At 41.5% G+C, this 20,764-nt stretch carries 20 protein-coding genes and 1 pseudogene; 9 read left to right on the top strand and 12 right to left on the bottom strand.

Annotated elements, in window-relative coordinates:
* Positions 1-3 precede the first annotated feature (3 nt).
* A pseudogene (locus AC0KTX_RS01670) lies at positions 4-793 on the top strand (SDR family oxidoreductase); the annotation flags it as partial.
* A gap of 364 nt (positions 794-1,157) precedes the next feature.
* Here the strand turns inward: AC0KTX_RS01670 and AC0KTX_RS01675 are convergent.
* Positions 1,158-1,877, bottom strand: coding sequence for an HAD family hydrolase (locus tag AC0KTX_RS01675; protein ID WP_474250498.1), 720 nt, complete (start codon positions 1,875-1,877; stop codon positions 1,158-1,160).
* Between the two features lie 362 nt (positions 1,878-2,239).
* Complete coding sequence (locus AC0KTX_RS01680) at positions 2,240-3,616, bottom strand: MATE family efflux transporter (RefSeq protein WP_474250499.1); 1,377 nt, start codon at positions 3,614-3,616, stop codon at positions 2,240-2,242.
* Between the two features lie 113 nt (positions 3,617-3,729).
* Here AC0KTX_RS01680 and AC0KTX_RS01685 point away from each other — a divergent pair, with 113 nt between their 5' ends.
* Positions 3,730-4,590: a helix-turn-helix domain-containing protein gene (locus tag AC0KTX_RS01685; protein WP_474250500.1), complete on the top strand. Its 861-nt coding sequence runs from the start codon at positions 3,730-3,732 to the stop codon at positions 4,588-4,590.
* 183 nt (positions 4,591-4,773) lie between these two features.
* Here AC0KTX_RS01685 and pilO read toward each other — a convergent pair whose 3' ends face one another.
* The 9 genes from pilO to AC0KTX_RS01730 form a co-directional block, all read right to left on the bottom strand.
* Positions 4,774-5,484, bottom strand: coding sequence for a type 4a pilus biogenesis protein PilO (gene pilO / locus AC0KTX_RS01690; protein WP_474250501.1), 711 nt, complete (start codon positions 5,482-5,484; stop codon positions 4,774-4,776).
* On the bottom strand, positions 5,484-6,062 hold the full coding sequence (locus AC0KTX_RS01695) for a PilN domain-containing protein (RefSeq protein WP_474250502.1): 579 nt from the start codon (positions 6,060-6,062) through the stop codon (positions 5,484-5,486). Before AC0KTX_RS01695 ends, pilO begins: the two co-directional genes overlap by 1 nt.
* Positions 6,062-7,054 (bottom strand): type IV pilus biogenesis protein PilM, encoded by a 993-nt coding sequence (gene pilM, locus AC0KTX_RS01700; protein WP_474250503.1) that lies wholly within the window; start codon positions 7,052-7,054, stop codon positions 6,062-6,064. Before pilM ends, AC0KTX_RS01695 begins: the two co-directional genes overlap by 1 nt.
* A 14-nt stretch (positions 7,055-7,068) precedes the next feature.
* Positions 7,069-7,824: a prepilin peptidase gene (locus AC0KTX_RS01705; protein ID WP_474250504.1), complete on the bottom strand. Its 756-nt coding sequence runs from the start codon at positions 7,822-7,824 to the stop codon at positions 7,069-7,071.
* Between the two features lie 73 nt (positions 7,825-7,897).
* Positions 7,898-8,353 carry a type IV pilin protein gene (locus AC0KTX_RS01710; RefSeq protein WP_474250505.1) on the bottom strand — a complete coding sequence of 152 codons (456 nt, stop codon included), beginning with the start codon at positions 8,351-8,353 and terminating at the stop codon, positions 7,898-7,900.
* A gap of 23 nt (positions 8,354-8,376) precedes the next feature.
* Entirely contained in the window at positions 8,377-9,585 is a 1,209-nt protein-coding gene (locus AC0KTX_RS01715; protein WP_474250506.1) for a type II secretion system F family protein, read from the bottom strand.
* On the bottom strand, positions 9,566-10,621 hold the full coding sequence (locus AC0KTX_RS01720) for a type IV pilus twitching motility protein PilT (RefSeq protein ID WP_474250507.1): 1,056 nt from the start codon (positions 10,619-10,621) through the stop codon (positions 9,566-9,568). Before AC0KTX_RS01720 ends, AC0KTX_RS01715 begins: the two co-directional genes overlap by 20 nt.
* Before the next feature lie 11 nt (positions 10,622-10,632).
* Entirely contained in the window at positions 10,633-12,288 is a 1,656-nt protein-coding gene (locus AC0KTX_RS01725; RefSeq protein ID WP_474250508.1) for a GspE/PulE family protein, read from the bottom strand.
* A complete protein-coding gene (locus tag AC0KTX_RS01730; RefSeq protein ID WP_474250509.1) occupies positions 12,278-13,333 on the bottom strand; it encodes a hypothetical protein in 1,056 nt (351 codons plus the stop codon). The genes AC0KTX_RS01725 and AC0KTX_RS01730 overlap by 11 nt, the downstream gene beginning before the upstream one ends.
* Positions 13,334-13,480: 147 nt before the next feature.
* Here AC0KTX_RS01730 and AC0KTX_RS01735 point away from each other — a divergent pair, with 147 nt between their 5' ends.
* From AC0KTX_RS01735 to AC0KTX_RS01750, 4 genes are all read left to right on the top strand, one after another.
* On the top strand, positions 13,481-13,909 hold the full coding sequence (locus AC0KTX_RS01735; protein WP_474250510.1) for a PulJ/GspJ family protein: 429 nt from the start codon (positions 13,481-13,483) through the stop codon (positions 13,907-13,909).
* Positions 13,902-14,402, top strand: coding sequence for a PulJ/GspJ family protein (locus tag AC0KTX_RS01740; RefSeq protein WP_474250511.1), 501 nt, complete (start codon positions 13,902-13,904; stop codon positions 14,400-14,402). Before AC0KTX_RS01735 ends, AC0KTX_RS01740 begins: the two co-directional genes overlap by 8 nt.
* A complete protein-coding gene (locus AC0KTX_RS01745; RefSeq protein WP_474250512.1) occupies positions 14,399-15,742 on the top strand; it encodes a hypothetical protein in 1,344 nt (447 codons plus the stop codon). Before AC0KTX_RS01740 ends, AC0KTX_RS01745 begins: the two co-directional genes overlap by 4 nt.
* Positions 15,743-16,233: 491 nt before the next feature.
* A complete protein-coding gene (locus AC0KTX_RS01750; RefSeq protein WP_474250513.1) occupies positions 16,234-16,737 on the top strand; it encodes an RNA polymerase sigma factor in 504 nt (167 codons plus the stop codon).
* Positions 16,738-16,798: 61 nt separating this feature from the next.
* Here AC0KTX_RS01750 and AC0KTX_RS01755 read toward each other — a convergent pair whose 3' ends face one another.
* The gene (locus tag AC0KTX_RS01755; protein ID WP_474250514.1) at positions 16,799-17,215 is read right to left on the bottom strand and encodes a DUF4395 domain-containing protein; all 417 of its coding nucleotides are present in this window, start codon (positions 17,213-17,215) and stop codon (positions 16,799-16,801) included.
* 158 nt (positions 17,216-17,373) lie between these two features.
* Between AC0KTX_RS01755 and dat the strand changes: the two genes are divergently transcribed.
* The 3 genes from dat (at position 17,374) to AC0KTX_RS01770 (ending at position 20,642) form a co-directional block, all read left to right on the top strand.
* The gene (dat, locus tag AC0KTX_RS01760) at positions 17,374-18,213 is read left to right on the top strand and encodes a D-amino-acid transaminase (RefSeq protein WP_474250515.1); all 840 of its coding nucleotides are present in this window, start codon (positions 17,374-17,376) and stop codon (positions 18,211-18,213) included.
* Positions 18,214-18,357: 144 nt separating this feature from the next.
* Complete coding sequence (locus AC0KTX_RS01765; protein ID WP_474250516.1) at positions 18,358-19,290, top strand: dipeptidase; 933 nt, start codon at positions 18,358-18,360, stop codon at positions 19,288-19,290.
* Positions 19,291-19,829: 539 nt separating this feature from the next.
* Positions 19,830-20,642 (top strand): alpha/beta hydrolase family protein, encoded by an 813-nt coding sequence (locus AC0KTX_RS01770; protein ID WP_474250517.1) that lies wholly within the window; start codon positions 19,830-19,832, stop codon positions 20,640-20,642.
* Positions 20,643-20,764: the final 122 nt, after the last annotated feature.

Raw genomic sequence — 20,764 nt, forward strand, 5'->3', positions numbered from 1 at the left:
GGCGGAGTTCTTTGCGGGGAAATGGCTCGTGAATTTGGAAGGCAAGGAATGAAAGTTGCGATTTTAAATCGAACGTTTGAAAAAGGGAAAAAGATCGCTGATGAAATCATCGCTGAAGGCGGTGAAGCGATTGCCATTGAATGTGATGTGTTAAACGTCGAAAGCTAAAAAAAGCGGATGAAATCATTTTTGGAAAATGGGGGGAGTCCACGTTTTGATCAACGGTGCGGGAAGGAACCATCCGGAAGGCACCACGACAAAGGAAATTTTTGAATATGGCGATCTTCAATCGGAAGAAACAACAACCTTTTTCGACTTGACGAAAGAAGGGTTTCAGTATGTTTTCCATTTAAATTTGATAGGATCGCTTATACCGACGCAGTTTTTTGCCAAACGAATGATCGAACAAAAAGGAGGCAGCGTTATCAACATTTCGTCGATGAGCGCTTCCAATCCGATGACAAAGGTTCCGGCATACAGTGCGGCAAAAGCGGGAATCGAGAATTTTACGAAGTGGCTTGCCGTGCACTTCGCCGAAGCCGGCATTCGCGTCAATGCGATTGCACCGGGATTTTTTTTAACAGAACAAAACAGAAAACTTCTTTTGAATCAAAACGGCTCATTTTCAGAACGGGGGCAAAAAATTATCGCCCATACGCCGATGCGCAGATTAGGCGAAGCCAAGGACTTGCTGGGCACTTTGCTGTTGCTCTTGGATGAAAACATGAGCGGCTTTGTCACAGGCGCAACCATACCGGTAGACGGAGGGTTTTCAGCATATTCAGGTGTTTGAGTAAGGACTTGAGATAAAAGAGGGGAAACAATGCCGCAAACCATCTTTGTACCATCCTCTTCATTCACCAATCGGTGCATTTTAGTTTAAATTAGGTTTTTTTGGAAAAAGCGGTGGTTTTGAGGTCGAAATGGCGAGGCCGCCTAGGCAAAATGTGTACATCGGTTTAGGGGCTTTTTGAAGTTTCGGAAACGAGTGAAAGCAGCTATCAAAACCTTAGTCAATGGAACCCGGCAGTAATTTACCGCTAGAACAAAGCCAACACGGATCATATGTGTCTTAGGGGCTGAATAGGAATAACAGGCTGTTTGCCAGAGCAAGTGTTTTCCGTTAAAAAAGTCGAATTGGGGAAGCCTCCCGCCAATCAGGTGTAGCGGGAGCGTTCAATGTTCAAGATAGAATATAGTTCGCAGTGCCGATTGATCACAGCAAGAGGTTTGTGATCCGTTTCCGCCTGTCTGTTTCGATGATTCATCCAGATAGCATGCCAGCCTGCTGAAAGGGCGCCAACGACATCATTGGCCCATGAATCGCCAATATATAAAATGTTTTTAGGCGGCAGCTTGACCTTTTTAGCAGCTGTCTGAAAAATATTTGCATTTGGTTTGGCAAATCCGACTGCGTCAGAAATGAAAATGAGTTCCTTGTCGAACCATTTTGTTAATTGCAACGATTCAATTTTCTTCCATTGATGATTAACGGGACCGTTTGTGATGATGCCGATAATGTAGTTGTTCGATTTTAATGCTGTCAACATGTTTGCAGCATCCGGAAACAGTGTGAGCGATTGCTGCCTTTGCTCGTATTCTTGTTGAAAACAGAGGGCTTCGTCATTCGAAATGTTAAGGCCGAAATCTTTTCCGGCCAACTGGATTCTCTTCATTCTTAACTCTTTCAAGGTGATCCGATTATTCTCATACTCTTCCCATAAGAGATCGCTATAATGTCTCGTTGATTGATAAAACTGTTCAACCGGAAGCGTTTTTGCTTTGTCGGGAAACAGATTGACTAACGCTTGTTGAAACGGTTTCATCGAATCATGCAAAGTATCATCTAAATCAAAGAAAACAGCTTTCCAAGTCATTTCCTTCCCTCCGATTCTTCTATTATAGCAAAAAGTGTGCAGACTTTGAAAAAAGGGGCTTATTATTATTTTGTAGATTAAAGTTATCATATAATCTTATCCTTAAGAAGGCCTTTGTCTAAAATGTATTCGCCAATTTATGAAGAAGCCTCCACATTTTCGTCCAGTTTTGCACCTTCCGAAAGGGATCCATTCCACCCATCGGAAAATCTTCCAATTAAGCTCGGATGAACACCCCGAGATATATTTTTCACATAGCAGGAAGCAGGAGGGAGGAGTTGGAATGTTGAAAAACGGCGAAAATAGACTTTCCATTCATTTCTACAAAAAACCCAAGCAGTTTTTTTGCCTGGGCCATGTGGTTAAGAAGTGAACGATACTTCGTTTGTTGCCTGCTGGTGAATAAAGCTTTTTTTCACCCAAATGCGTGATTTCCAGCGGAAAAGCATTAAAATGCCTCTGAGCCATTCGTCAACGATGAACGAAATCCAAATGCCTGCCAACCCCCAACCAAGCAAAATGGTAAAAATGTAGGCAACTGAAATTCCGACTCCCCACATTGAAATGATCGCCATATATACAGGAAATTTGGCATCGCTTGAAGCAATCAAGGAACTGATAATCACCATATTAAATGCTCTTCCAGGTTCCAAAATAATGGTTAACAATAGCAAATGTTTCCCTTCGGCAATGATTGAAGGGTTGTTTGTAAACAATCCGAAGAGCGCATCGGAAAAAGCGAAAAATACAACGGCTCCCAAAGTAGAAATGACGACGGCAATCGATAACGTTCTCATGCACCGCTTATAAGCGGCTTCGAATTGCTTAGCACCGATGAAATGTCCTACCAATATTTGTGTTCCTTGGCTGATTGCTGCGCTGAACAGAAAGATCAGCATCATTAAATTTTGCGCATAAACTTTTGTCGTTAAAGCTTCGGCGCCGAGAGTGGCGGCAAAATAAGTGAGCACCATTTGTGAACCGTTATAGGAAAGATGTTCGCCGGCAGTTGGAATCCCGATTCTCATTAAATGTTTCAAATGCCGAAACGAGTTTTTGCTGAAGTTTGTCCAGTGCTTATGGAAAGATAAACGATGGACAAGTGCATATCCTATGAGCAGCAAACCGATCATCCGGGAGGCAACGGTTGAAATTGCCACCCCCTGAACTCCTAATACCGGAATGGCAAACGGTCCGAATATAAAACAGTAGTTGCCAACGATATTTAAGATGTTCATGGCAACAGTCACATACATTGAATCTTTTGTAAAGCCGCTGCTGCGCAGGATTGCACCGGCCGTCATGATCAATCCTTCCAAAAAGATGAAAAGCCCGACTAATTTTAAATATTGGTTTCCTTCTGCCAATAAGCGATTTGGCAGATCCATCATTTTCAGCAAATGTCCGCTAAAAATAAAAAGACCGGCACTAATCATTAAGCCAACGGCGAGGTTGGCAAGAAGCGATACGGCGGAAACATCCATCGCTTCTTTCTGTTGTTTTGCCCCCAAATGCTGCGCAACCAAAACGGCCGTGCCTGTCGCAACAAAACCGAAGATGACAATAAACAAAGATAATATTTGGTTCGCTACACCAACAGAGGCGACGGAATCGTCCGAATATTGACTGAGCATCAAAGTGTCAATATTCCCCATGAGCATGTGAAGCAACAGCTCAATAAAGATCGGCCATGTGATCGCAAATAACGTCATTTTCTTCTTATTCATTTGGTGATCCATTTTTTTACCTCCGTTGTCGTCAATGCCAATACAATTTTAGTGGTTTTCAAGTATAATAGAAAGACATAATCTCGATCTTTTTTGGAAAAATCCGACCAAGGAGGTGAACCTTAATGCTTGTTGAATTTAGGGTTCCGCCTTTCCCGACTTTTATAAAAGGGGGAGAAGGAACATTTAAAACTGGAAGCAAGCATTTCCGCCGGATTTTTAATGTATTTGATTTCATCTATGTCAAAAAAGGTGGTTTATATATAACGGAAAACGGGGTGAACTTTGAGATCCGCCCTTTTCAATATCTTATTCTTTTTCCGGGCTTTGAACATTACGGTTACAAGGAATGTGAAGAAGATACCGACGTCATCTGGATTCATTTTTCCATTGACCATGGTTATGAACTGGTGAAAGAAAAACACCGCCGGTTCGGGGATATTTTAGTAAAAGACGGTGATTTTGAAGAACCGAGCGAATTTTTGTTTCGAATTCCAAAGTTTCATCACATTCAGCAAGCCGCCCGTTTTGAAACGATCTTAAATCACCTTGTGGAGTTGAACAGCAGAATTGTCGAATTTCCATTAAGACAGCAAATGTCTTTTGAGGAGCTGCTCATACAGCTGCAGAAGGAAGCGTTAAACATACCGACGGCAACTGAAAAAGTTGTTGATCAAATCTTGGAATATATATCTAAAAATTATAAAAAACCGTTTACGATGGAAGATATGGCGAGGGACTTGCATTTTCATCCGGATTATTTAACAAGGTGCATGCAAAAAACGCACGGGATGACGCCGAGGCAATATGTAAATCTTTACAGAATAAACAAAGCAAAGCGCCTCCTTTCGGTAACCGATGATACGATTTCAAGCATTGCGAAAGAAATTGGAATCCAGGATCCGACTTATTTCTCAAAGCTGTTTAAAAAAATGGAAGGGTTTACTCCGGCCGAGTACCGAAAAATGGTGAGGAGAAATGGTTAGACGGAAAAGAGCTTTTGCCTCGCCGCTTTCCAATAGACGGTCTATAGCTGTAAAAAGCCCGCTGAACTCGTTGAAGAATTTTGCGGGCTTTATGTTTTTGCTGTTTCTGGAAAAGTCAGCCGCGACCGCGTTCAATGAATGAATAACCAGTTTGGGGACGGCTCTTCAAGTTTCAACGTCCATTTAGCGGCCGAGCGGGTTGTTAGATCCGCTCGCTTCCGGCACCGCGGCTTTAGGGGCTTCTCCTTCGAGCTCTTGAAATCCTTCTGCATAGTAGGCGGACAAAGTTACTTGATATGTGATGACATCTGTTTCATCCTCTTCCGGCTGCTGAATGGATATTTGATCAATCGTCATGATTCTTTCATTTTTTTCGATTGTTTCCAGAAAGGTGAGCAGATTTTGATATGATTTTGTGTTGACCGTCAAATCGATTGTTACTGACTTTAAATGATCAGGCAGCACATTATTCTTTTCCTTGTCCGACGCAGTTTGTCCGGCATCTTGATTGTTTGTTTCCGCCAAATTGATTTCCGTCGTTTCTCCCGATTCGCTTCCGCTTGCATCATCCTTATCCTGAAGTGTATAACTTTCAATCACGCTGTTTGAGACAATCTCAGCTTTTTCCAATGTTAAAAACACTTGCTCGAGCAGGGGAAGAACCGGTAGTTTTCTTTGCAATTGATGCGACGTCTTGACAGCTGTTTTTTGCTGCAGAGACTGCAAATATTGTTTATTTAATTTTTCTTCGGTTCTTAAAGTAAGGCGTATTTGCTTTTCTTTTTCAAATTCAGGTTTCAAGATCCAGAAATAGAAGCTGATACCACTGAAAATCATCAAAAGGACGAGGATGACGATGATAACTTTTTGCTGTTTTGATAAAGAAAATTTCATCAATCTCCCCCCGTCCTTTCATTTTTCAGTTGGCTGCGATCGATTTCGATTTCATATTTTGCGGTGTAGGAGATCGGAACCGTATCAAATTCCGAAACTTCTCCCCGATTTGCCGTCACGCTGTCCAGCTTAACATTTTTTGTCCATTTTGCATCCGCCAAATGTTTATAGTAAAAAGCGGCATCGATATCATCCGCAACGTTTATTTCTAATAAAATATTATTTCCTTTATATTGAAGCGATTGAAAGCTTGCTTTTTCCGGCAATAGAGCCGTCAACTTGGTCAGCAAATCGACCGTATTCGTCGGCAGTTTTTCAGCGCTTTGTACGATTTTTTCCAGTTTATCAATGGATGAACTGCGGTCTGAAATTTTTATTTGCTTTTTTAAGTCATTGTTTTTTTGTTCTATTGCATTCAGTTGTCTTTCAACAGCTTGGATGTTTTTCGTTGTTTTTTGCAGCGTATGAAAAAGAAACGCAGCAAATATGAGCCCGAATAAACAAAAGGCGGCAAGCAAAAAATAAAAGAAGCGGTTTGAACGTTCTTTTCTTTGCAGCAGGTTAATATTGACTTGCATTATTCTCCCTCTCTTATCCCGAGCCCTAAAACAGCAAAATATTTAGACTCGACTGGTTCGTTATGGAGATTGTGAATAAAATGCAAAGGAATCGTTGAAACCCGAATGGAAAACTGCGATCCGATTTGATCGGCTATGTCCTGAAAAAACGGATGATCTCCGGTTAAAAAAAATTTGGAAATTTCTTTCGCTCCACTATGAAGAGAATATTGATAAAATCTTAAAATTCGTTCAACCTCTAAATACAAATCTTGAAAGGCAAGGATGGACTGCTCTTTGTCGCAGCGGTCAAAGGAAATCGTTCCACTTTCGCTGTCGATGACGGGATCCCATCCGACATTCGGATAAGAGATCGCAAATTGCTGCATGAAAATCGGAATATGTTTTTCAAAAATGCTAATGGTTGCCGTTTCTGTATCTGTTTGAATTAACAGGATGCTTTCTTCATCCTCGGTCAGCCCGAGGTGATCAAACAGACGATATTGGCAAAGCGGAGAAATATCCGCAGCAACAGGGCGTGTTTTTTGTTCCTTCAAAAGATCGGCATAACTGTTGACGATTTCTTCAGGAGAAGCAATTAGCAATATTTCCTTGCTGTCTTCCTTTTTCCCGATGATGGCATGGTCAATGACAGGATGTTCAAAAGGAAGATGAATGGTATGATCCAGTTCAAAATAGAGATAACCGTTGATTTCATCATCGGGCACATCAGCCGGTACGTTGATTTTGCGAATGACAATGGCTGAGTCCGGTACGATGAAACGAACAGGCTTCTCTTTTAAATTCCATTTTTGAAAAAAGCGGCGCAAAACGGTCTGGAACAATTCTTTATTTAAAATCCGTCCGTTTTCGATAATCCCTTTTGGCAAATAATGCTCACCGCATTGTTGAACGATAAAAGGGCGTTTGTTTTTCACTTCGGCAAAGCGAATCACGTAATCTTTTATTTCTACGTTGACATATTTGGAAGATTTGAAAATAGCTTTTAGCATCCCTTTCACCTGCATTATGAAATAATCAATTGCCAATAAAACGATGTAATTGTTTGTTCAAAAAAATAAGCCAGCAGCGCTCCGATCGTTACAAAGGGCGCAAACGGAATGGGCGTTTTCCGCTTCATTTTCCCGAGGATCATGGCGAATAAGCCGAACAACGCACCAAATAAGGAAGCGAGAATAAATGAGAGAAAAAATCCTTTGACTCCTAGCACGTAGCCAATCACACCATAAAGTTTAATATCGCCGCCGCCCATTCCGCCATTGGAAATAATGGCAATGAGATAAAGAAGCCCAAATCCTAAAGCAGCCCCTATAACGGAATCATACCAGGGAGAGAGGGGGATGAACGCCCTTTCGATGATCAAAAGAACAGCAAAAAAGAAAAGAACAGAATTCGGAATGAGCATGTAGGCGATATCGCTCGCTGTCACAATCATAAGCAAAGAAATGAACGTTAGGGCGACAAACAGCTCCGCTGTTAGTCCAACCTGCAAAAACGCGAATAAAAACAAACAACCAGTCGCAAGCTCCATAATCGGATAGAGCGGGGAAATGGCGTTTTGGCAGTGGCGGCATTTCCCTTTTTGCGCAAGAAACGATATTACGGGAATCAACTCCCGCCACGAAAGGGAATGATGACAATGCGGGCAGGACGATCTTGGAAAAACAATCGACTGCTTATTTGCTTTCCTGATGCCGACGACAAGAAAAAAAGATCCAAAACAAAGGCCGGCCGCAAAAAAATATAGCGAAAGAAAAACCATCATCCTCATCCTTTTGAATTATACATGAATTCTTATCAAAAAGCGTGGCTTAAAACCACGCTTTTGTCGATCTTTAATCAGCAGGATTTGGTATTGTTACAGTGTCGTCGCCGCTTGTATCGTTATTAATGTCTCTAATAGTCGCATTGGTAAACGTAATCGTTTTGTTTCCGGCAGTCCCCGTTCCTGTTAATTGAGGAGTGCCGTTATCAAATGTAATACTCGTAACGGTTAAATTGCTGCTTGTTTTTTCAATATATTCACCAAGTTTCGATTCAATTTCATTTGCACTATCCAAATCCAGATCGTTCGTTCCTGAAGTCGTTTGGGCGGCGTAATACATTTTTGCAGCGTTTAAATATTGAATGGCATCGGCTTTCACGCCGTCTTCGCGTGATTTTTGGATGATGCCTCCGATAGACGGCACGGCAATTGCCGCAATGATTCCCAAGATGACAATGACGGCGAGCAGTTCGATCAAGGTGAGACCCCGTTCATTTTTAATGACAGACAAACGTTTTTTAAACATGTTTTTCCCTCCTGAAATTTAATTTATTGGATATTGTTGAACAGCTGAAACATTGGAACGATCACCGACAGTACGATGATGCCGACAATAACGGCAATAATGAGAATTAAAAGCGGCTCGATAATTGATTTCAGTTGGTCAGATGCCGTTTCCACCTCCGATTCATAATAGTCGGCAATTTTTCCCAGCATGTAGTCCAAAGATCCTGTTTTTTCGCCGATTGCCATCATTTGAATGACAAAAATCGGAAACACCCAATGCTTTGCCATCGGCTCCGTCATCGAAGCACCCTGTTCCAAAGCGTGGCGGCTGCGTGCCAATATTTTGGCGACGACTTCATTTTCGACAATGTTTTCGGTTAAAGCGACTGCTTGCAAGATGGGAACGGAGTTGGCCAGCAAGGAACTCAACGTTCTGGCAAACCTGGCAAGCACCGCCTTATGATATAATTTTCCTATCAAAGGCAATTTGAGTATAGCATAATCTAGGTATATTTTCATAGATTTTATGTTTTTTATACAATAAACAGCAAAAAATAACAAAGAAGTCAGAATCATCAATAAGACGAAATGCTCTGTCAGCCATTTGCTGCTGCCAACTACGATTTTTGTGATCAACGGCAATTCTCCACCCATTTGCGCAAACAATTGAACATACGTCGGAATGACAAACAGCAACAAAAAAGCTACAACGATCACTGATATAACCGCAACGACAATGGGGTAGGTTAAAGCCGATTTCATTTTTTGCCTTGTCCGGTATTGTTTGTCATAATAATCCGCCATTTTTTCCAGCGCTTCATCCAAACTTCCGCTGATTTCCCCGGCCTGCACCATATTGACAAGAAGGGAAGGAAAAATGTTCGGATGCTTTTTCAAACTGGAGGCGAGAGAGGTGCCCTCCCGCAAGTCTTTCTCCACTTGGTGCAGCGTTTTTCTGAGCGTTTTGCAGGTTGATTGCGCAGCCAACGTTTTGATCGCTTCAACGATTGTTACACCAGCCTTGATTAAGGTGGAAAACTGCCGCAAAAAAACGTTTAAGTCTATTAATTTTACTTTTTTGGACAGTTTGATTTCCTTAGTCCACAACGTTTCTTTTTTTTCTTCTAGGGATATGGTTCTTAAACCGCGCTCCCGCAGTTTCCGATGGACTTCGTGCACGGTTTCCGCATGGATGAGGCCTTTTTTGATTTTGCCCGAGCGATCGCGCGCTTCATAGCGAAACTGAGCCATACCCATTCTCCTCTAAATATCCTGATACCGATTCATAGGCGATCAGCTGTTTTTGCAATAATTCCTTTATGTGCATTTGCATCGTTTGCATTCCGAATTCCTTTGAAGTTTGCATGATGTTTGGAATTTGATGGAGTTTTTGATTTCGTATTAAATTGCTGACGCCATGGTTATTGATTAAGATTTCCATCGCTGCCAAACGCCCTCTTCCTGTTTTAAGCGGAAAGAGCCGTTGGGAAATGACAGCAAGCAGTACCGTTGCCAGCTGATAGCGAATTTGCGTTTGCTGTTCTGCCGGAAATACATCGACAATGCGCTCAATCGTTGCTGGAGCGTTGAACGTATGTAAAGTTGCCAACACTAAATGGCCGGTTTCCGCAGCTTGGATGGCGGTTGAGATCGTGTCTAAATCTCTCATTTCCCCGACCAATATGACATCGGGATCTTGGCGGAGTGCGGCGCGAAGACCGGTTGAAAACTGTTCGGTATCTTTCCCGATTTCCCGCTGGTCAATGATTGATTGTTGATGCTCGTAAATATATTCAATTGGGTCTTCCAATGTAATAATATGCCGCCGTTCCACCTGATTGATGTACTGGATCATGGAAGCAAGCGTTGTTGTTTTTCCGCTTCCCGTCGGTCCAGTCACTAGCACAAGCCCTTGAGGTTTAGTTGCGATCTTTTTTAATATTTCCGGCAGCTTCAACTCATCAATCGTCGGAATTTTTGCAGGGATGAGGCGAAAGGCGGCAGCAATTTTTCCTCTTTGTTTAAAGACGTTTACACGGAATCGGCTGACTCCTTCGATTTCATAAGAAAAATCGATTTCCCCTTTTGATGTAAAAACTTGCCAAATCTTTTCATCCATGACTGCCCTGACATACTGTTCAATTTGCTTAGCTGTTAAGGGGGAGCCTTCATGATTTTTCAGTTTTCCGTATATGCGGAAAATAGGAGGCAGCTCCGCCGTCAAGTGGACATCGGAAGCTTGTTTAAAATAGGCCGCTGTTAAAATTTCATCCAACGTCTTTTTCATTTTCATCCCCTCTAATCCATTACAACTCGCAAAATTTCTTCGGTTGTTGTAATTCCTTCCTGCACCTTGCGCAGCCCGTTCTTGATAATGGGTTCCATGCCGTTGGCAACGGCTTTTTCCTGCAATTTTCTTGCTGATTGGTCTTGCTTCAAGATCCATTTTCGAAGCTCATCATCAATGGTTAATACTTCACAAATGGCCGTTCGCCCGCGATAACCGGTCATGCTGCATGTCGGACAACCTTTCCCTCGGTGGACGGTATCAATCGTAAGGCCATATTTGGCAAAAATTTCTTTTTCCCGATCTGTCGCTTTTTCCACTTGCAAACAATCTTTGCAAGTTTTTCTGATCAAGCGCTGGGAAATGACGCCCCTTAAGGAAGAGGCAATTAAAAATGGTTCGACCCCTATATCTTTTAAACGAACGATGGCACCCGCCGCATCATTCGTATGAAGAGTGCTTAGCACGAGATGGCCTGTGATGGATGCTCGAACAGCCATTTCCGCCGTTTCCCGATCTCGAATTTCTCCGACCATGATAATGTTCGGATCCTGCCGCAAAATCGCCCTCAATCCGGCAGCAAAAGTAAGCCCGACGTTCGGATTTACTTGTATTTGGTTAATCCCTTCGATTTGATATTCGACAGGGTCTTCTACAGTAATGATATTGACATCCTCACGATTTAATGAATTTAATGCTGCATACATGGTGGAGGATTTGCCGCTGCCTGTGGGGCCTGTGACAAGAATCATTCCGTACGGTTTATGAATCAGTTCCTTGATTAAAAGCAAATGATGATCGTGGAAGCCCAGCTGATTTAAGTTATTGATCGCTTTGCTCAGGTCAAGAATGCGAATGACTACTTTTTCGCCGTGAATGGTTGGAACAGTGCTGACCCTCAGATCCACTTTGTGAAAATCGACATCGATTTGAATGCGTCCATCTTGTGGAATACGCTGTTCGGTAATATCCAATTGGGCAAGCACTTTTATTCTAGTAATCAATGGACCTTGGGCTTGTTTTGGCAGCGTTTTTGCCGTTTTAATCGTTCCGTCGATGCGATAGCGGATAACCAATTTTTGGCCATGCGGGTCGATATGAATATCGCTCGCACGCAATGCTACTGCCTCTTCAATGATTTGTTTGACAAGCAAAACGATCGGGGAACTTTCATCGTCAACGGTCTCTTCTGCTTCACTTTCCGTTTCGGATGTCCGAAAACTGGTCAATAATTCATCCGAGTTGTAGAGCTTTGGGATGCTTTGAATAATATCATCCTTTGTTGCGATGACGGGTTCAATAGAAAAGCCTGTTGTCAATTGCAAATCATTAATTGCGAAATAATCAAGAGGATCGGCCATTGCTACGTACAATTTGCTTCCTTCTTTTTTAAGCGGAATGACAAGATGCCGTTTGGAAAAATCCTCCGGAACAAGTTTGATTAAAGATTGGTCGAAAGGATAATTATACAAGCTTACGTGAGGAATGCCAAGTTGAAATTCTAAAACTTCAATTAATTGATGTTCCGTAATCAAGCCTTTTTGCAGTAGCACATCTCCGAGTTTTTGATTAGGGTCTTTTTCTTGTAATGCCTCTTCCAGCTGTTTTTCAGTGATAATGCCGCTATTAACCAGCAAATCTCCTAATCTCATTCGTTTATTGATCATTTTTTTGTTCCTCCACATTGGCGCATGTACAAGAATTGGCAGCTTGTTGATTGGAAGTGTCGTTTGTTTGCTGAAGCGAATTGTTCTCTTCTTCGTTTTCTTGTGTTTCACTATTTTCCTGCGGTTCTGTTGTTTTTGTTTCCTCTGCAGAAGATTCTGGGGAATTTTCCTGATTTTGTTCGCCATCCCCTTCGCCGGCTGCACTTTTGTCTGCCTCTTGATTGTCCGAATCTGCTTCTTCTTGATTTGTCCCGCGCACTTCAAGTTGCGGGATCGAAGGATAAAAATCCTCAAACAATTTCTCTTTTTTTATGGCGCTTCCGTCTTCTGCAAGGGTGATGCGAAAAATATCTGCTGAAACACCTTTTTGACCTTGTTTTTTCGTATAATAAACCCCTTTGCTCATTGCATCTGTATATTCTGCTGCCACTTGCGGTTCATAATATTTGACGTTTTCGATTTGAACGGCATAGCCATTTTGAAAAGGAACGCCTAGAAGGTGTATATGAAGTTTTCCACCTTCTTGAAAAAATTGAAAACGATAGGTTGAATCATTCGGATTTAAAAAAGAAAAATTGATCTTTCCGTCTTCAACCCGCACATCATATCCAATTTCAGTATACCAAGGCAGGTATCTGCTTGTTGTCCGCTCTAAAATTTGAAAATTAGACGGGAGAATCGTTTGAAAGATGCGGGAAGCGAGAAAACTCCATTGCTCATCCCCGCCATCAATATCATTCATATAGTCACGGAGCGAAAATAAGCTGTTAGGGTGAATTTCAATTTCATCATGTTTATTGATCCAATTTGTGATAAATGTTTGGAACTCTGCCGGAATATCGGTTTGCACAGATGAAACGATGGCGCTTATATAAGATTGGTTTTTCTCCTCACGGGCTAGCAGTTTTTTTTCGGCAGTTTGGGCGGCCGTTTGATGGTTGGAAGAAAAATGCTGAAAAAAACGTTGCGGAGCAAAGCTGCTGGAAAAGCCCGCAATCACAACGAAGCAGAAAACGATGAACCATTTGAAAAAAATTTGCTTCATTCTGTCCGCTCCTTTTCTGTAGCAAAGGGCAATTTTTTAAAAAATAATAAAATAGTCCTGTTGCACATATATGAAAATATTCCTTTTTCATTTTATAATACTTGTTAGAAATAGGAAAGCGAAAAAATTTGAAACGGGGTTTTATCCATGGTTTGGATCCGCCAGGAAAAAGGCTTAACGTTGATCGAATTGCTTGTTTCGATTTCCATTTTGTCATTGGTATTAACTTTCTTTTATGTGCTCTTCGGACAGACGTCGCACTTTGAAAAACAAAACGAAGAGTCGTTCAAGGCAACCCACTATGGAAAAATAGTTTTAACAGAATTGAAAAACAATCCGGATCAAGTGCCGAAACAAAACAAAAGTTATGAAACTTTTAATGATCTCAACGCTCCGCAAGTTTCCGCTGTTGAAAAGGACGGCACATTTAAAGAAAATAAAGGCTTGCGCCTAAAGCTTGACGTCGAAAAAGAGCAAAATGCAAATTTATGGAAAATTACCGTTCGCGTCATGAACGAAAATGGGAAGGAACTGGCGGTCACTTACGGATATATTGGGGGAATCACTCATGAATAAAGCTCGTTTCACACATGGCGAAAGCGGAATGACGATCGTTGAAGTACTCGCCGCATTATCGATATTCGTTGTTTTGGCAGGATCGCTGTATGGTATATTAGTGCAAACCGCCGGCCATTTTCAACGACTCAAAGACCGCAACGAGCTGTCTGAGCAAGCAGCTTATATTACTACCATTTTAACGGAAGTCCATCGAAAAAGCCAATCCTATGTAATTCAATTCAATCCTGAAGGCAAACTTGAGTTGACGTATGAAAATGGTTTAACTGAGAAAACAACAGAGATCGGCCGTGACGATTATTTTATCGATGTGAGGATCAATAACGTTCAAGTGACGAAAGAAAAGCCGGTCTTTATTGACTTGAAGGAGGAAGAAAATAAAAGCATTCAAGTTTTGTTAACGTTAAAACCGAAACATTATCCGGAAAATGAAGTGATAGTCGCCACAACCGTTTCTAGAATGACCGCGGCAGACAAGGAGGAGGAGGAATGAAAAGAATACAAAATGATAGCGGAGCCGCGCTGGTCGTTGTGTTATTAATCGCAGCCGTTATTTTAACGCTTGGTCCTCTTCTTGCTGCCGGCGCCATTTCCGCTGCAAAACAGCAGAAAGACAGAGAAGCGGAGGATCGCGCCGTTGATATTGCGGAAATGGGTGTGACTTATGCGATAGAAGAGGCAAATCAATATATGAAAGATCATCCTCTTGAGAAAGAGGAAGAATTGGAAAAGCATTTGACGGAAATGTTCCGCTTTGTTCAAACGAAAATGGAGAAAGTAGTCATTGATCCTGATCATCCAAACCGAAAGTTTCATTTGCAAGACACCATTTATGTTACACCATCCAATACAAAAACAAAGGTGACGTTTCGGGTTGAAGGAATGGATGGCAGAAAAACAAGAGTGGTTGAAGCGGATATTGAAATTACCGGCTTAGGAAAAGGATCCAATCAAGATGAAGAGGAAGACTGGCGCGATGTGGCGGAAACGGTTCCCCAAAAGCCGACGACAAAATATACATTTCAGACGGAAATTGTTTGGTCGAAAAATACGACAACGCATTACGACGATCACCTTGTTTTAGAACAGGGGGGAAGGCTGTCCACCAACAGCACGGTTTCAGCCAATAATGTTTACAGCGACGGGGATTTTTCGATGCAAAATCATACAACGTTCATTGCCAACGGCTTCGCAAAGCTGGAAAATCTCTCTATTGACAACAACAGTTTGTTTGAAGTATACGGCAATTGTTACGGCAAACAGTTGACCAACTCGAATGGCAATCCGCTCGTCCGCGTCTGCGGCAGCGCTGTTTTTACAGGTCTTGACATGAATGGGGAGTTGGAAATTGGAAGGCATTTGATCGTGAAAAACGCAGTTTATTTTCGGAACGCTTCCGTAAAAGTAAAAGGAACAGCCGTTTTCCAAGGACCGCTCATCATTGGCAAGGGAAGCAACGAAATGGAGATCGGTCAAGACCTTATTTTGGACGTTAGGAAAGGAAAATCGTCGATAGAAGGAAAAACCATTAAAGTTGGGGGAAACCTGATATTGAAAGAAGTGGATCGTCGAGATTCAAGTTTGTTTCAAACATTGAAAAGCGACATATATGTTGCTGGCGATGTGTTGATTTATTATAAAGGAGAACATGATCCGGAAATCAATCCTGCTAAGTTCGGAATCGCTCCGTATCATATGCAAAATAAATCAAGTTCCATTTTTTACGGATGGCCGAGCAACTTGCGCTTTGACATTGGCCGGTGCTCTGACATTGATCTTCCGGAAGAACCGATTGATCCCCAAATAAAGCTGGTTGAAGCAAAATATAAATAACCGCTCGATTTTGCGGTTTTGAACAAAAGATCAATTTGCTTTCCTTTAAAACGGCGGTGCGGTCGATGGATGAAAACAATCTTTTGCCAAGCAAATGCGGAAGCTGACCAGAGGATATCAAAAAATATTTCAAGTTGTGGACGAAATTCAAAATTTCATAATAGGATCTAACAAGAACCGGGCGTCACAAAATTGACGCCCGGTTTTCCTATTTTCAATGTTGCGTTTTTGATGTATTAACTGTATTATTTATAATAGTACAATTAATACATAAGATTATTCCGGGAAATATGCTTGTCTGAGATTTTCAAAATCGAGGACCGAAATCTCAAGGGATATTTAGGGAATTAATTTACAATTTTTGTAAAAATGAAATGAAACCGTTGATTAAAAAGGCTTATTTCCGGAAGGCGGGAACATAAACGGTTTTTGCTTTTTCGCGAATATTGATTCAAAGGATAAAAGGAAGGAGACAAAAGGGTTGATTAAAGATGGATCATATGATGGCATTTGATCAGTTTGAAACCATTTATCATCAGTTTTATCAAAAAATTTATCGAATTGCTTTCTCTGTGACCAAAGATGTCCATTTAGCAGAGGATGTTTTGCAAGAAACGTTTTTAAAAGCCTTTCAACGTTCGGGGCAATTAGAAAATAGCGGAAAGATCGGATCTTGGCTCAGCACTGTTGCGAAAAGAACAGCCATTGATTTTCTTCGGAAGGAACAAAAAATGCCGTGTCCTCTTGAAGATCTTTTCATTCAAGAAAAGGAGTGCGTGGAGATAACAGCAGAATATGAACTAACGAAAGAAATCATTTCCCGAGAAATTCAAAAATTGAAACCTGAATACCGTGAAATTTTGGAGTTGAAATGGAATTATGGGTTGAAGGAAAATGAATTGATGGAACAATTAAACATTTCGAAAGGGGCGGTGAAAACAAGATTGCATCGAGCAAGACGGGCATTAAAAGAATCGTTATTAAAAGCAATGTAATATTGGAGCGCCCGCTTATGGACACTCCTAAAAAAATCAGCCTTTGAAAGCATGGCTGCTTTTATGATTTTTGCGCTTTTCGATACTGATATTGCTTCCATTGAAAACGAATAAAACAGCCGATGCAAAATCCTAATATGGCTATCAGAGCGGCTAAAAAGACCAAAACGGAAAACACGTAACCTAAGATCGGAATATGAAAGTAAAAACCGATAAATGCCAGCATCAAACAGGTGCAGGCAATTTTTTGATTAAATTGCTGGTCGCTCTTGTCCTCTAAATAATAGGAGGAAAGCGGTTTTCGCAAAAAAGCTTTGGCGGCTGCCATTATCGGATTTACTCCAAAGATGAGGCCAATCAGGCCGGGGATCAGCGGAATGAAGAGAAAAAACGGCTGATTTGTCATCCATGTGATGAGAACAGATAGTACAATTGTCCATTGGTTTGTTCTGACCATTGGACGTGGAATGCCTTGCATAAAAAAACCCTCTTTCCTGATAGTTTTAATGATATTTTAAAGGAAATCTTCATTCATTGCATCTTTTTTGATTGTGAAATGAGAAAAATCGCTATTTCCTCATTTGTTTATGATAAAATGATGATAGTTGGATAGTTATATGAATAGGGGGACTGATGATGAGTATTGGCTATGCAAATGGGCGTTTTGTCAACATCCATGAACCGGTAATACCGATTGACGAAAGAGGACACCAATTTGGCGACGGAATATATGAGGTCATTCGGGTATATAACGGGAAACCGTTTATGCTTAAAGAGCATTTAGAGCGGCTTTTCAACAGTGCGGAAGCGATCAAGCTGAAACTTGATAAAACTTTGGAGGAATATGAACGGTTAATAAAGGAAGCGGTGGAAAAATCACAGTTGTCCGACTGCGATGTGTATTTGCAAATTACCCGCGGGATCAGCATCCGCAATCATTTATTTCCGGATGTTCCTGTTTCAACCACGATGACGGTGCGGCCATCCAAAAAATTAGACAGCCAATTAAGGGAAAACGGAGTTTCCGCTATTTTTCACGATGATGAACGCTGGCAAAATTGCTATATTAAAACCCTCAACCTTCTCCCCAATATTTTGGCAAAACAGTCTGCGCACGATCAAGGCTGTTATGAAGCAATTTTGGTGCGGGACGGATATGTTACAGAAGGAACAAGCTCCAATGTTTTTATTGTAAAAAATGGAACGATTTATACAACCCCTCTTTCCAAACATATTTTGCCAGGCATCACGAGAATGGCGGTTAAATCAATTATTGAATCGCTTGAATTGCCATTGGCCGAAGAAAATTTTACAAAAGACGATGTTTTGGCAAGCGATGAGGTCTTTATTACAAGCACTACTTCTGAAGTATTGCCTGTTGTTGCTGTCGAGGGCAAGGCGATCGGCACAGGAAAACCTGGCGATGTGACCAAAAAATTGTACGCAAAATTTCAACAAAAAATCGCAAATTTATAGAGTGATAGATAATGATGATCGAAGATATAAAGCCTGTAGAGATGATTGCAGGCTTTTTTTGATACACTGTCATGAATAAAAAAGTTTTAACATATTGAATTGTTTTGAATAGAAAACCTTTTCAACATAGTGTAGGGGGAAGATATGTATATTATTGATCTCCACTGTGATGTTTTGATGAAGCTGGCGGCAGCAAAGGGCAGATTGTCGTTTTCCGATTCCAAGGAGCTCGATGCGAACAAACAGCGCTTAATGAAAGGAAACGTGAAGCTGCAATGTTTTGCTGTTTTTGTTGAACCTGAAGTGAAAACGGAAAACAAATTCCAAGCTGCTCTTGAGCAGATCGGCTATTTTTACGATGAAGTGCTCGGAAAAAATCTGGAAATGAAACATATCCGCAAATGGAAGGAAATTTTTTCATTGAAGGAACATGAAATCGGCGCCTTATTGACATTGGAAGGTGTTGATCCGATCGGAAATGACATTGCAAAATGGCGGATCCTTTATCAACTAGGGGTTCGTTCTGTCGGTTTGACATGGAACTACGCCAACTTGGCAGCGGACGGCGCTTTGGAAACGAGAGGGGCAGGACTGACTGATTTCGGAAAAGAAATCGTTAAACTGAATAATGACCATCTCGTTTTTACTGATGTGTCACATTTATGTGAACGGGCTTTCTGGGATGTGATGGAGTTGGCCGAATATCCGATTGCCAGCCATTCCAACTCCCGCTTCCTTTGCGACCATCCTCGCAATTTAACGGATGAACAGGCGAAGGCGCTGTTTCAAAAGGGCGGGATGATTCATGTCGTGTACGCCCCCCAATTTGTCACGGAAAATGATCGGGCGCAAATCGCTGAAGTCATCAAGCATATCGATCATTTTTGTTCATTGGGAGGACTGAAGCAAATCGGGTTCGGATCAGACTTTGACGGCATTGAGGAAAAAGTGGTTGGTTTAGAAGATGCATCGAAAACGCAAAATCTCATAAATGAATTGCTGAAGCATTACAAAGAAGAGGAAGTCCGCGGTTTCGCCTATGAAAATTTTTTACGGCATTTGCCGAAAAAGGGATGAAAACCGGAAAGAATGCCTGTTGAAGTGGAAAAAAATGCATACTGCCATGAAGCCGACGATTGAGCAAAGTGATAAAAACGCAAAGATCACCGGCTTTTCTATGCGCCATACATAAAATTTCAACAATTGAGCAAATTTCTCCACTGTGATGAAATAAAAACCTTCACAATCGATTATAACAAACGGCCAATAGGCTAATATTTTTTTATCTTTAACAATACCCAATTCTCTTTTTAACTGCACCTTCGTCGATTAAGCTTTTGTCATATGCTATTTGTCCTTGAATACTTTCCCCGCAGTGACCGAACAGTTTTCAAATTGAACGAGTTCAACGTTGTGGTGACAGAAGAAGCAGTTGTTTTGATCCTGATGTAGTCATTATATCAATGATAAAATGAGCAGCGGGTTGGCATTTTCAGCCAACCCGAACTGTTTGACATTTTCAACAAAACCATTTATGTTGATAAAACACACTTGACTTATCGGAATTGTATGTATTATAATCAAGGCTAAGATGAATGTCGTCAGGAGGGATTCAGATGGAGCAGGCAATCATTATGTCGAGTGGGACGGAGAAGCTCGCCGGGACGTTGCATCTTCCGGAAAACAGGGAGAAAAATGCGGAATTTCCGATCGTCATTATATGCCACGGTTTTATCGGCAGCAGGGTTGGCGTGAATCGGTTGTTTGTCAAAGCAGCCAGATATTTTTCATCACTCGGATTCGCCGTTTTGCGCTTTGACTATGAAGGCTGCGGGGAAAGCAGCGGCATTTACGGCACTTACGGAATGGAACGTTTTATCGAACAGACAGAAGATGTAATCAAATTTGCCGCCAATCTTCCGTCCGTTGACGAGAAAGAAATTTATTTGCTCGGCCATAGTTTAGGAGGAGCAGTTGCAACATTGACAGCGGTGCGGAATGAAAAAATTCGCAAACTGGCAATTTGGTCTGCCGTTGGCCGGCCTTTTGAAGATATTGCTGCGATTGTAGGGGAAGAGAAAGTGGAAGCTTTAGAATACGACTCTTTTATTGATTTTGAAGGCTATACATTGGTGAAGACATTTTTCCAATCTTTATCCGAATATGCCCCCTTGCAGGAAGCAAAAAAATTTACAGGTGATGTTTTCATTGCCCACGGAACGGAAGATAAAGAGATTGCTTGCTCTTATGCCCACATTTACGAAAAAAGCTTCCAAAAAAGTGCGAAAAGCGTTGAAAAGAACTTGATTGCCGGGGGCAATCATACGTTTACATCGATCGAACATTCAACAGAGCTGTTCCGCATTACAGGCGACTGGTTCGTAGAGCAAAGAAAAACCGCCGCCCGGCCTGCAAGAAAGATTATTTGAAATGGCTGCAAACACCTTCCCAGCTTTCACGCAAACGGAAGGTGTTTTTTTCGTCGTCAGCTTGACAAACGCTTTCATTCTGGTAATATATCAATTAACTTATGAAAGGGCATTCATTTCCT

This window comes from Aeribacillus sp. JST-2 (genome assembly GCF_056032925.1).

What these genes read in the sequence shown, in the direction of transcription:
- AC0KTX_RS01695 (WP_474250502.1), bottom strand. Translation starts at nt 6,062, where the DNA reads ATGCAAGTCAATATTAACCTGCTGCAAAGAAAAGAACGTTCAAACCGC.
- AC0KTX_RS01750 (WP_474250513.1), top strand. Translation starts at nt 16,234, where the DNA reads ATGGATCATATGATGGCATTTGATCAGTTTGAAACCATTTATCATCAG.
- AC0KTX_RS01710 (WP_474250505.1), bottom strand. Translation starts at nt 8,353, where the DNA reads ATGTTTAAAAAACGTTTGTCTGTCATTAAAAATGAACGGGGTCTCACC.
- AC0KTX_RS01675 (WP_474250498.1), bottom strand. Translation starts at nt 1,877, where the DNA reads ATGACTTGGAAAGCTGTTTTCTTTGATTTAGATGATACTTTGCATGAT.
- AC0KTX_RS01755 (WP_474250514.1), bottom strand. Translation starts at nt 17,215, where the DNA reads ATGCAAGGCATTCCACGTCCAATGGTCAGAACAAACCAATGGACAATT.
- AC0KTX_RS01740 (WP_474250511.1), top strand. Translation starts at nt 13,902, where the DNA reads ATGAATAAAGCTCGTTTCACACATGGCGAAAGCGGAATGACGATCGTT.
- AC0KTX_RS01735 (WP_474250510.1), top strand. Translation starts at nt 13,481, where the DNA reads ATGGTTTGGATCCGCCAGGAAAAAGGCTTAACGTTGATCGAATTGCTT.
- AC0KTX_RS01730 (WP_474250509.1), bottom strand. Translation starts at nt 13,333, where the DNA reads ATGAAGCAAATTTTTTTCAAATGGTTCATCGTTTTCTGCTTCGTTGTG.
- AC0KTX_RS01770 (WP_474250517.1), top strand. Translation starts at nt 19,830, where the DNA reads ATGGAGCAGGCAATCATTATGTCGAGTGGGACGGAGAAGCTCGCCGGG.
- AC0KTX_RS01705 (WP_474250504.1), bottom strand. Translation starts at nt 7,824, where the DNA reads ATGGTTTTTCTTTCGCTATATTTTTTTGCGGCCGGCCTTTGTTTTGGA.
- AC0KTX_RS01720 (WP_474250507.1), bottom strand. Translation starts at nt 10,621, where the DNA reads ATGAAAAAGACGTTGGATGAAATTTTAACAGCGGCCTATTTTAAACAA.
- AC0KTX_RS01680 (WP_474250499.1), bottom strand. Translation starts at nt 3,616, where the DNA reads ATGGATCACCAAATGAATAAGAAGAAAATGACGTTATTTGCGATCACA.
- AC0KTX_RS01685 (WP_474250500.1), top strand. Translation starts at nt 3,730, where the DNA reads ATGCTTGTTGAATTTAGGGTTCCGCCTTTCCCGACTTTTATAAAAGGG.
- dat (WP_474250515.1), top strand. Translation starts at nt 17,374, where the DNA reads ATGAGTATTGGCTATGCAAATGGGCGTTTTGTCAACATCCATGAACCG.
- pilO (WP_474250501.1), bottom strand. Translation starts at nt 5,484, where the DNA reads ATGAAATTTTCTTTATCAAAACAGCAAAAAGTTATCATCGTCATCCTC.
- AC0KTX_RS01715 (WP_474250506.1), bottom strand. Translation starts at nt 9,585, where the DNA reads ATGGCTCAGTTTCGCTATGAAGCGCGCGATCGCTCGGGCAAAATCAAA.
- pilM (WP_474250503.1), bottom strand. Translation starts at nt 7,054, where the DNA reads ATGCTAAAAGCTATTTTCAAATCTTCCAAATATGTCAACGTAGAAATA.
- AC0KTX_RS01765 (WP_474250516.1), top strand. Translation starts at nt 18,358, where the DNA reads ATGTATATTATTGATCTCCACTGTGATGTTTTGATGAAGCTGGCGGCA.
- AC0KTX_RS01725 (WP_474250508.1), bottom strand. Translation starts at nt 12,288, where the DNA reads ATGATCAATAAACGAATGAGATTAGGAGATTTGCTGGTTAATAGCGGC.
- AC0KTX_RS01745 (WP_474250512.1), top strand. Translation starts at nt 14,399, where the DNA reads ATGAAAAGAATACAAAATGATAGCGGAGCCGCGCTGGTCGTTGTGTTA.